Annotated in this window: 10 protein-coding genes; 3 read left to right on the forward strand and 7 right to left on the reverse strand. The window is 66.1% G+C overall.

Features of this window, described 5'->3' with window-relative positions:
* A partial coding sequence (mdoH, locus tag VLR48_RS06535) for a glucans biosynthesis glucosyltransferase MdoH (RefSeq protein WP_325291000.1) occupies positions 1-1,153 on the reverse strand: 1,153 nt, incomplete at its 3' end.
* Positions 1,154-1,418: 265 nt separating this feature from the next.
* Here mdoH and VLR48_RS06540 point away from each other — a divergent pair.
* Complete coding sequence (locus tag VLR48_RS06540) at positions 1,419-2,900, forward strand: L,D-transpeptidase (protein ID WP_325291001.1); 1,482 nt, start codon at positions 1,419-1,421, stop codon at positions 2,898-2,900.
* Positions 2,897-4,030 (forward strand): aminotransferase class V-fold PLP-dependent enzyme, encoded by a 1,134-nt coding sequence (locus VLR48_RS06545; RefSeq protein WP_325291002.1) that lies wholly within the window; start codon positions 2,897-2,899, stop codon positions 4,028-4,030. Before VLR48_RS06540 ends, VLR48_RS06545 begins: the two co-directional genes overlap by 4 nt.
* Here VLR48_RS06545 and VLR48_RS06550 read toward each other — a convergent pair.
* From VLR48_RS06550 to VLR48_RS06575, 6 genes are all read right to left on the reverse strand, one after another.
* Entirely contained in the window at positions 4,027-4,212 is a 186-nt protein-coding gene (locus VLR48_RS06550; RefSeq protein WP_093037113.1) for a hypothetical protein, read from the reverse strand. The genes VLR48_RS06545 and VLR48_RS06550 overlap by 4 nt on opposite strands.
* Positions 4,213-4,325: 113 nt before the next feature.
* Entirely contained in the window at positions 4,326-5,072 is a 747-nt protein-coding gene (ubiG, locus tag VLR48_RS06555; protein ID WP_325291003.1) for a bifunctional 2-polyprenyl-6-hydroxyphenol methylase/3-demethylubiquinol 3-O-methyltransferase UbiG, read from the reverse strand.
* A gap of 112 nt (positions 5,073-5,184) precedes the next feature.
* Positions 5,185-6,273, reverse strand: a complete 1,089-nt coding sequence (zapE, locus tag VLR48_RS06560; protein ID WP_325291004.1) for a cell division protein ZapE — start codon at positions 6,271-6,273, stop codon at positions 5,185-5,187.
* A 3-nt stretch (positions 6,274-6,276) separates the two neighbouring features.
* Positions 6,277-7,398: an aminotransferase class I/II-fold pyridoxal phosphate-dependent enzyme gene (locus VLR48_RS06565; protein WP_325291008.1), complete on the reverse strand. Its 1,122-nt coding sequence runs from the start codon at positions 7,396-7,398 to the stop codon at positions 6,277-6,279.
* A gap of 76 nt (positions 7,399-7,474) precedes the next feature.
* Positions 7,475-8,254 (reverse strand): HAD family hydrolase, encoded by a 780-nt coding sequence (locus tag VLR48_RS06570; protein WP_325291005.1) that lies wholly within the window; start codon positions 8,252-8,254, stop codon positions 7,475-7,477.
* A 75-nt stretch (positions 8,255-8,329) separates the two neighbouring features.
* Positions 8,330-8,794 carry a cytochrome c gene (locus VLR48_RS06575; RefSeq protein ID WP_325291006.1) on the reverse strand — a complete coding sequence of 155 codons (465 nt, stop codon included), beginning with the start codon at positions 8,792-8,794 and terminating at the stop codon, positions 8,330-8,332.
* A 294-nt stretch (positions 8,795-9,088) separates the two neighbouring features.
* Here VLR48_RS06575 and VLR48_RS06580 point away from each other — a divergent pair.
* The coding region (locus VLR48_RS06580; RefSeq protein ID WP_325291007.1) for a 2OG-Fe(II) oxygenase at positions 9,089-9,849 on the forward strand (761 nt) is incomplete at its 3' end.

Consider the following 9,849-nt stretch of genomic DNA (forward strand, 5'->3'; position numbering starts at 1 on the left):
TCGCCAAGACCAGCTGGACCCGCCCGATCGAGTGTAGACCCGGCATCCCGAGCAGGCGCAGATACTGGAGGTTGCCCTGACACCAGCGCAGGTCGCGTCGGACGAACTCGACCAGGGTGGGCGGGTTCTCCTCCCAGCTTCCGCGCTCGAGGGGCAGCACCCGTACCGCGTAGCCGGCGCGACGCATCAGCACGGCTTCGACCTGATCGTGGCTCAGGATCCAACCGCCGAGTGGCGGGCGCCCCGGCAGCGGGTCGAGTCGACAATATGCGCGAAAGGGCTCGACACGCAGGAGCGCATTGTGTCCCCAGTAGGGTCCGCTGTCGCCCTGCCACCAGGCACTGCCGAGCGAATAAGAGCGCATTCCCAGGCGCATCCCGAACTGAAAGATCCGTGCGAATGCGCTCGACGACGGCAACCCGACAACCAGGCTCTGCAGAATACCCAGACTTGGGTTGCGCTGCATGATGCCGACCATGCGCAGAATCGTCTCCGGGGCCATCAGGCTATCGGCATCCAAGACCAGAGCGAAATCGAAGTCGTCACCCCAGCGCGCCATGAAATCCTGGATGTTTCCCGCTTTGAATCCGGGGTTGTCCGGGCGGCGTCGATATCGGATGCTCACGTGTGGCGTCCAGCGCTCGCGCAAGCGCCGAACGCCGGCTTCTTCGGCCTCGATGCATTCCGACCAGGTCGAGTCGCTGAGAACGAAGATCTCGAATGCCTGTCCATATCCCGACTGCTGAAGGCCCTGGATCATCCGATCGAGATGACGCACGACCCGATCCGCATCCTCGTTGCGGATACAGCTGAGAAGTGCGGTCTTGGCGGTAACGGCGTTCGGTGGGTCGGCTTCGAGCGGACAGACGGCGGCGGCCGGGTCGCGGTGGCGACGCATCACAGCGAAGCCGATGACGGCGTTCCAAAATCCGATCACGGTCCAGGGCAAGGTCAACGCGAAGCACAGGGTCAGCACCGCATCGAGAAGGTCGAAGCCGCCGATCGACAGGGTGGCAACCATAAGGGCGATTGCGCAAGCGGTCGTGGCGACGATCAGGAAGAAGAACAGGGCGCGGCGGCGCGACATCACCGCCGCATCGGCTTCCACACCATCGGGTTCGGTGTCGAGCGTAGGCTTCGAGGCGCGATCCATCAGCATCCGATACTCCCTAACGAATGAGCGCCGCATCGGCGGGCCAGGGCGGCTGTAAAGTCGGTCTGACGGAATTCGGACCGCGACCGCGTGTCGGCTCGGAGAGCAAACCTCCTCGCCTGCCGGCTAGGTCGGTACGAAGACGAGGAAGTCAAGAAACGACCGATCGGCGTGCCCTTCGCGCTTCATCGCGTTATCCTTGACTCGAATTGACCAATCGCAATGTCCCGGGCTTGGCCGGGACCCCGGCAAAGAACACGACGCTATGAGCCAAATGCAACGACGGGGCTTGCCCCAAGCCTTCTCCCTTTCTATCAAGGCCCTGGGTGCCTGCGCGATGCTTCTGGCCCTCACGGGGTGCACCGAGCTGGCGCGCTTCATCGGCAAGGCCGATCCGAAGCCAGAAGAGCCGGTCGTCGCCGAGCAGCCGGCGCCCGCGCAGACGGAGGAGCGCGTCGAAGGCCCCGTCGAGAAGCCGAAACCCTCCAAGCTCTACGAGTGGAACGGCGACGGGCGCAAGGTCTCGCACATCGTCATCGATACGGATAAACAGCGGGCAAGCTTCTTCGTCGGCGAAGACGAGATCGGCTGGAGCACCGTCGCGAGCGGTCTGCCTAAGCACCCGACGCCGACCGGCAAATTCGCCGTCATGGAGAAGGTCGAGAACAAGCGCTCGAACCTCTACGGGAAGGTCGTCAAGAACGGCAAGGTCGTCCGGTCGAACGCCAAATCGGGCCGCGACCCGATCCCGGCCGGCGCGCGCTTCGAAGGCGCACACATGCCGTATTTCATGCGCCTCACCTACGACGGAATCGGCCTGCATGCCGGACCCATACCGCGTCCCGGTCAACCGGCTTCGCACGGCTGCATCCGCCTGCCGAGCACGCTCGCCCCGGTTCTGTTCAAGCACGTCTCGCATGGTACGCAGGTCACCATAGTCGGATCCGGACCGAGCTACGGCAACTACGTCGAGAAGCAGCGCGTTGCAGCCGCGCGCGCCAAACGCGAGGCCGAGCAGCGCCGTATCGCCCAGGCCAATGCAGCACAGGCGGCAGCGAGCAGCGCCGAGGCGACGCCTGCCGCTGCGAGCACAGCGCCGTCGACTGCCCGCCCGACCGCGGATTCGCGCCCGACACAGCAGGCGTCAGCGACCCCGGCCGCCGCGCCGTCGCCGGCCTCCGATGCGGGTGCGCCGACTGCCGGGTCGACCAGCGCGGCACCGGCATCCGCGCCGGAGACGTCGACCGCGACCGCCGAAGCGCGGGAGCCGAGCCCGACAACCGGCCCCACAGCGGCCGAGGTCCAACCGGCGACGTCGGTCACGACAACTCCGGCCACCCCTGCGCCGACCTCGGCAACGGAGTCACCCGAGCGTGCACCCCAAACCGCCGCGCAACCGGTTGCAGCGCCGGATCAAACAGGGGCCGAGGCCAGCCCGGCGACGCCGCCCGAAGCGAAGGCAACGGCAATTGCGGAGACGGCTCGACCGGCCGAGGTCGCCGCCCCGCCGGCACAATCGTCACCACCGACAGCGGCACCGCCTGCGACACCGGCCGCCCCGGCGGCGGCCGCGCAGTCGGATCCTGCGCCGGCCGCGCCGGCGGCCGCGGCACCGCAGAGTCCGCCCTCCAGCGGCAGCGCGGCGTCGCCGACTCCCGCGCCTGCAGCGCCCCCTGCCGCACCTGCGGCGCCGCCGACCCAAGCGCAGCAGGCACCCGACGCCGCGGCACCGGGGAGCGACGGTTGAGTCTCGCCTCGGACGAATTCGACCTCGATCCGACCCTCTGCCACCTAAATCATGCGGCCGTCGGACCTTGGCCGAGGCGCGCGACCGAGGCCGTCGCGCGATTCGCCGAGGACAACAGGCGGCTTGGGTCCCTGCATTATCCGCAGTGGCTGGCGACGGAGCGCCGGCTGCGCGAACGTCTGGCGCGTCTCGTCGGGGCCGATTCGGCGGCGGACATCGCGCTGGCGAAGAACACCTCCGAGGCGCTCTCGATCATCGCCTACGGCCTGACGTGGCAACATGGCGACGAGATCGTCGGCGTCGCGCAGGAGTTTCCGTCCAACCGGGTCGTGTGGGAGTCGTTGGCGCCTAGAGGGGTGACCTGGAAGGCGCTCGATCTGGACGGATCGACCGATCCCGAGGCCGACCTCTTCGCGCTCTGCACCCCGCGCACCCACATGATCGCGGTCAGTTGGGTGCAATACGCGCGCGGCCTGCGGCTGGACCTGGAGCGTATCGGCGCCTTTTGTCGGGCCAACGGCATTCTCTTCTGTGTCGACGCCATCCAGGGCCTGGGCGCCCTGCCCTTCGACCTCTCGCGCACCGAGGCGGACTTCGTCGTGGCCGACGGACACAAATGGATGTTGGGTCCGGAGGGCGTCGCCCTGCTCTACGTTCGCCCCTCGCTGCGGAACACGCTGACCCTGCACCAGTTCGGATGGCACATGCTCGAGCACTCGGGAGACTTCGACCGCCGGGACTGGCAGCCCGCCGAGGACGCGAGGCGCTTCGAGTGCGGCAGCCCGAACCTGCTCGGCGTCCATGCGCTCGAGGCCAGTCTTTCGCTCATCGAAGAGGTCGGCATCGAGCAGGTCCGGAGCCAGCTTCACGAGCGGACGGCGTATCTGATCGAGGCGATCGACCGGCATGGCTTGGAGCTCTTGTCGCCGCGCCCCACCGAGCGACGCGCGGGCATCGTCACCTTTCGGATTCCCGGGACACCGTCGGCCGAGCTCTACGCCGGCTTGATGAAGCGCCGCGTTCTCTGCGCCCAACGCGGCGGCGGGATTCGCTTCTCACCTCACTTCTACACACCTGTCGAGGTCATCGACTGCGGCCTCGGCGAGGTGCTCGCGATCGCGGCGGGTTAGGCCGCGGCTGCCTTCGGTTTGGTTTCTGCAGGGGGCAGGAACACCGTTCCCTTGCCGAAGCGGTTCACCGCCGTATCGCGTACCCACTCCGGGGCGTCGGCATAGAACCGGATGTAGGTAAACCCGCAGTCCCCGCGGGACACGGAGGCGACCCAACCCTCGAATTCGTCTTCTCTGCTCATCTCCTGCCCTCCAAACCCAATCACCCCCGCAAGGGACTGACCTCGACACTGCACTGGCCTCGACAACCTCACATTGGACAAGATCGCCGCTCCTTGCGTTTCACGCGTCTCCGTCAGCGACGTTTCATGAACAACATATAGTTCACGCCCATCCAGCGTGTGTAGCTGAAGACGCGATTGAATGGATTGACCCGGACTCCCGTCCGGTCCTCGACATCGAAGTCCTTGCCCAGCAGCGCCTCCACCTCCCGCGGCGGGACCAGCTTGCGGTAGTGATGCGTGCCTTTGGGGAGCCAGCGCAACACATACTCGGCACCGATGATAGCGACGATGAAGGCCGCGATCGTTCGATTGATCGAGGCAATGAACATCACCCCGTCCGGTCGCACCAAACGGCCGCAGTCGGCGAGAAACTCGGGCAGATGCTCGACATGCTCGATCACCTCCATGTTCAACACGGCATCGAACTGCTCTCCGCCGCGCACCAGATCCTCGGCCGTGCCCAAGCGATAATCGATCTTCAGGCCGCTCCACTCGGCGTGGAGCTGCGCCACGCGCACGTTTTTCTCGGTGATCTCCACACCCGTCACCGAGGCACCGAGCCTCGCCATGGACTCGCTGAGGATCCCGCCGCCGCAGCCGATGTCGAGCACCTTCAACCCTTCGAACGGGCGCTCGGCATCCGGATCCCGTCCGAACGACTCGGCGAGATGTCGGCGGATGTAGTCGACGCGAAAGGCGTTGAGACGATGCAAGGGCCAGAACGGACCCTCAGCATCCCACCAACGGTGTGCGAGTCGTTCGAAATAGGCGACCTCGTCCGGATCGATCGTGGGCGCGCTCAGATGCACGACGCTCATGTTCCCGCTCCTTGTGATAACTGATATAGGGGCGAGATCGTGGTGAACCTGCGGGATTCCAACGGCAAGGATCAGCTGCCGGAGCGGACGGCCCGTCGTCGTTGCGGAGGAATCAGGCGGACGGCGCGGCGAGATAGGTCTCGGACTGCATCTCGGTGAGCCGGCTGAGCAGCCGTTCGTGGGCGAAATCGATCAATCCGCCTGCGTAGAGACGATCGATAGGGGCGGCCGTGGAGAGGATGAGCTTGACACGCTGGTCGTAAAACTCGTCGACCAGATGCAGGAAACGACGCGCCGCTGCCTCGTGCTTTGGCCCCAGGACGGGCACACCGGACAGCAGCACGGTGTGAAACTCGCGGGCGATCTCGATGTAGTCCGCCGCGGATCGGGCACCGCCGCAGAGTGCGTCGAAATCGAACCAGATCACATCCGCGCTCTGGCGACGCACCGGAAAGGTCCGTCCGTTGACCGAGAAGGCATCGGATCCACCCTGGTGTCCGCCGGTGAGGCGATCGAAATAGTCCGCCAGACCGCGCTCGGTCTCTTCCCAACCATTCTCTTCGACGCCGAAGAAGACGCCGGTCCTGGTCAGTGCGCGCAATCGGTAGTCGTTGCCTCCGTCGAGCTCGAACACGCGGGTGTGGCGCTTGAGCAGATCGATGGCGGGAAGGAAGTTCCCGCGCTGCAGGCCATTGCGATAGAGATCGTCGGGGCGGGTGTTGGCGGTGGTGACCAGCGTGAGACCGCGCGCGAAGAGCGCATTCAGGAGACCGTGGAGCAGCATGGCGTCGGTGATGTCGGTCACCAGGAACTCGTCGAGACAGAGGACGCGGACCTCCTCGCACAGACCTTGAGCAATCACCTCGAGTGGATCGGGCTGTTTCGGCAGGCGCGACATCCGGTCATGCACGTCGCGCATGAAATGATGAAAATGGATGCGGCGCTTGCCCGGCAGGTCGAGATCCTGAACGAACCAATCCATCAGGTAGGTCTTGCCGCGGCCGACCCCGCCCCAGAGATAGAGGCCCGGGACCGGGGTCACCGGGCCGCCGCGCCGGCCCGCCAGACGACCGATCAGCCCGCGTCCGAGAAAGCCTCGATCGGCTTGACGTGGCGGCGTGTGCAGAAGGGTTTCGTGCAGCGCCAGAAGCAGCTCGCTTGCCTCGCGCTGTGCGGCATCGAGCGGTTTGAAATCCGCCATGGATCAGATCTTCGACAGCCAGTCGCCGATACGCCGGGCCCCTTCGTCGAGATCCTCGATCTCGCGGGTGTAGGCGAAACGGACATGACGTCCCGCGGCGTGTCGGCCGAAGTCGTGACCGGGCGTCAGGGCAACACCGGCCTCTTCCAGCATCCGGCCGGTGAAGGTCATGGAGTCGATCTCCAGGCCCTCGGGCAAGCGGGCGTACAGGTAGAAGGCACCGCTCGGCTGCACCGGGATCCCGAACCCGAGATCGCGCAGCGCGGGCAGCAGACGGTCGCGTCGCCCCTGAAAGGCCAGACGGCGCGACTCCAGGATCTCGATGGTCGCCGGATCGAAGGCCGCCAGCGCGGCGCGCTGTGCGGGTGTGTTCGCGGCGATGAAGAGGTTCTGCGCCATCCGCTCCATGACCTCGACCGCATCCTGCGGACCGGCGAGCCAACCGAGCCGCCAGCCGGTCATTCCGAAGTATTTCGAGAAGCTGTTGATCACGTAGAGATCGGTCGAGCCGAGCGAAAGCGCGGTACGATCCGGGACATCGTAGGTCAGGCCCTGGTAGATCTCGTCGACGACGAGCGCCGCACCGCGGTCTCGGCAAAGCGCATGAAGATCAGTCAGAACCTCGGGCGCGATCGACGAGCCGGTCGGATTGGACGGGGAGGCGACAACGATCGCTCGCACGCCCGGCAACCAAGCAGCCTCGGCCAGCGCGGCCGTCAACTGATAATCGGTGTCCGAGCCCACGGGGACGGCGATCGGCTCGACCCCCATGAGCTGCAGGACCTCTCGGTAGCATGGATAGGACGGGTCGCAGATGAGTACGCCGTCGCCTGGGTCCAACAGGGCCAGAAAGACGAGCTGAAGGGCACCCGAGGCACCCGGCGTGACCAGGATCCGCTCGGGTGCGACCGGGTTTTCGTACCGATCGGCGTAATAGTCGGCAATCGCCCGGCGCAGCGCGGGAAGCCCGCCGGCCGAGGTGTAGCGGGTATGGCCGTCGGCCAAGGCGCGTCGGCCTGCCTCCAGGATCGGACCGGGTGTCGGGAAATCCGGCTCGCCGACCTCCATGTGCACGATGGAGCGTCCGAGCGACTCCAGCTCGCCGGCCCGCGCGAGCAGGCGCATGACGTGGAAGGGCTCGACCCGACGGGCCTTGCCGGACAAGCGGCTGACGGCTGTGGTCGGTGTCACGCGGCTGGACTCAGACCCTACCGAAGGCGGCTCGATGCAGCCGATCGAGCGTCTCGAGGTCCACCATCCGGCTGTCGCCCAAGTCACCGATCAAGGCGCGTGATGCTCGATCGGGCTCGCCCAGGTGATCAACCACCAGCGGGGCGTCGCTTAGATCTTGTGCAGCCGTGTAGTCGTTCACCGTCACCAACAGAGCGCGTAAACCGGCACCCAGCGCGGAGCGGACACCGTTGTCCGAGTCCTCCACCGCCACGCAATCGGCCGCGTCGAGCCCGAGCTCCGAGAGCGCCAGCAGAAAGATATCGGGCGCAGGCTTCTTTGCGGGCACGATATCGCCGGCGGCGATCACCTCGAACCAATCGCGCAGGCCCGGCTCGCCGGCGTTGTCGAGCAGCACGCTCACGTTCTCGGGTGTGGTCGTGGTCGCGATCGCCAGACGCACGCCGGCCTCGCGGGCCTCGCGCAACAGGCGCAGCACACCCGGCCGCAGCGGGATGGCGCCGCCTTCCAGCAGCGAGACATAGTGGCGGGTTTTGGCGCGATGCAGACCGGCAATCACCTGGGCCGCGTCGAGCGACGGATCCAGACTGATCCCCTCCTCCGCGATGTAGGTCGCGATCCGCTCCTTGCCGCCCGTCACCCGCAGCAGCTGGCCGTAGCGCTCCACGTCCCAGACCCAGTGCAAACCGGCCTCGTCGAAGGCTGCATTGAAGGCCGGGCGGTGTCCGTCTCGCTCGGTGTCGGCGAGTGTGCCGTCGACGTCGAAGATGAGTGCCTTGAAGCCAAGCATCGTCAGCCCTCCGCGGGCATCATGAAAAAGGCCGCCAACGCGGCGGCCTTGTCGTAAATCCACGAGGATCGCGGATCAATCCTTCATACGGTACTCGTCGTGACACGCCTTGCAGGTTTCTCCGAGCTTACCGAAGGCGTTGGAGACCTCGACCTGGTCGCCGGTAGCAGCAACCTTGGAAAGATTGTCGGCGGCCGCGATGAAGTTCTTGGCGATGGTACCGACGTTTTCCATATTCTCGAAGAATTCCGGCTTGACCCGCGTCTTGACGTTGCCGACGTCCTTCTCGGTTCCCGGACCGTAGAGGGCGCCCATCCCGGAATTGGCGATGCCCGCGATCGCGTTCGCAGCCGCGGCGACCTGCGCCGAGTCGTAGTCGCCTTCCAGATTCGACTTGATCTTGCCCATGTTCCAGCTCATGAAGCTGTAACCGGCTTGCCGGAACTGGATCTGCTCCTCGGGCTTGAGGTCTGCGAGTGCCGTGCTGGCGAAGCCCAGGGCGGCGACCCCGAGGACGGTGCTGGCTAGGATTCGGTTCATTCGACAGTCTCCATGTTGGTTTGATTTCCCCGCCCGGTGCAACGTTGGGGAGCTCGGGGGCAAATTCCAGTGCCCGCCTCTCGACCGACGCTGCTCTCCGAGCATGAAAGGCTTCACGATGATACCCCATGCTCGCCGACTTGCCACCCCGGGCGAACCAGCCGGACGCTTCGCGCGCGTGATGAAACCCGATGCGATCGGTGGCAAGATCCACATCGGTTTTCGACCTGTTTCGATCGGCGACGCAGGCAGGCATCCGACGCAGCAATCCGTTCTCTCTATCAATGGGGCCCCATGAGCGCTCAACTCACCCGATCGTTGGCGACACTTCTCGGCGAGGTCGATCGGCCCGGCGACTTCCACGCGACCGGCACCATCGACATGCATCCGCCGCGCATCCAGGTCGAGGGCGTCGGCGCCCTGTCGCTCCCGCTCTTGGCCACGCAGGCGGAGGCCCTGATCGCCCAAGCGGATCAGGCCCCCTACGGCCGCGGCACCGAGACCCTGGTCGACACCGGCGTGCGCCGAACCTGGCAGATCGACGGCGCGCGGGTGCACATCTCGGGCAAGGCGTGGGCGCAGGATCTGGAGACCATGGTCGCCCGGGCAACGGCCGGACTCGGGGTGCACGGAGCGGTCTCGGCCGAGCTCTACAAGCTGCTGGTCTACGACACCGGCAGCTTCTTTGTCAGCCACCGCGACAGCGAGAAGGCGTCCGGCATGTTCGCCACGCTGGTGGTCGTCCTGCCTTCGGAGCACCGCGGCGGCGAGTTGCTGGTGCGTCATCGGGGTCGCGAGGTGCGCCTGGATCTGCGTCGGGACGAGCCCTCCGAGGTCGCCTTCGCGGCCTTCTATGCGGACTGTCTCCACGAGGTCTTGCCCGTCGTCTCGGGGTATCGACTGGCGCTCATCTACAACCTCATCCGCACCGGAGAGGATCAGCCGCTCGGACCGCCGGACTATGATCGCGAGCACCAATGGGCGGTCAAGCTGCTGCAGGCCTGGGGCACGCCCGCAGCCGGCGAGTCGGACGCGCCGACCCTCACAAAACTCAT

The sequence above is a fragment of the Thiocapsa sp. genome (assembly GCF_035467215.1).
GTDB lineage: Bacteria > Pseudomonadota > Gammaproteobacteria > Chromatiales > Chromatiaceae > Thiocapsa.

Coding starts and splice junctions, on each gene's coding strand:
- VLR48_RS06570 (WP_325291005.1), bottom strand. CDS start 8,254: ATGCTTGGCTTCAAGGCACTCATCTTCGACGTCGACGGCACACTCGCC.
- VLR48_RS06565 (WP_325291008.1), bottom strand. CDS start 7,398: ATGCGCCTGCTCGCGCGGGCCGGCGAGCTGGAGTCGCTCGGACGCTCC.
- ubiG (WP_325291003.1), bottom strand. CDS start 5,072: ATGAGCGTCGTGCATCTGAGCGCGCCCACGATCGATCCGGACGAGGTC.
- VLR48_RS06575 (WP_325291006.1), bottom strand. CDS start 8,794: ATGAACCGAATCCTAGCCAGCACCGTCCTCGGGGTCGCCGCCCTGGGC.
- VLR48_RS06540 (WP_325291001.1), top strand. CDS start 1,419: ATGAGCCAAATGCAACGACGGGGCTTGCCCCAAGCCTTCTCCCTTTCT.
- VLR48_RS06550 (WP_093037113.1), bottom strand. CDS start 4,212: ATGAGCAGAGAAGACGAATTCGAGGGTTGGGTCGCCTCCGTGTCCCGC.
- zapE (WP_325291004.1), bottom strand. CDS start 6,273: ATGGCGGATTTCAAACCGCTCGATGCCGCACAGCGCGAGGCAAGCGAG.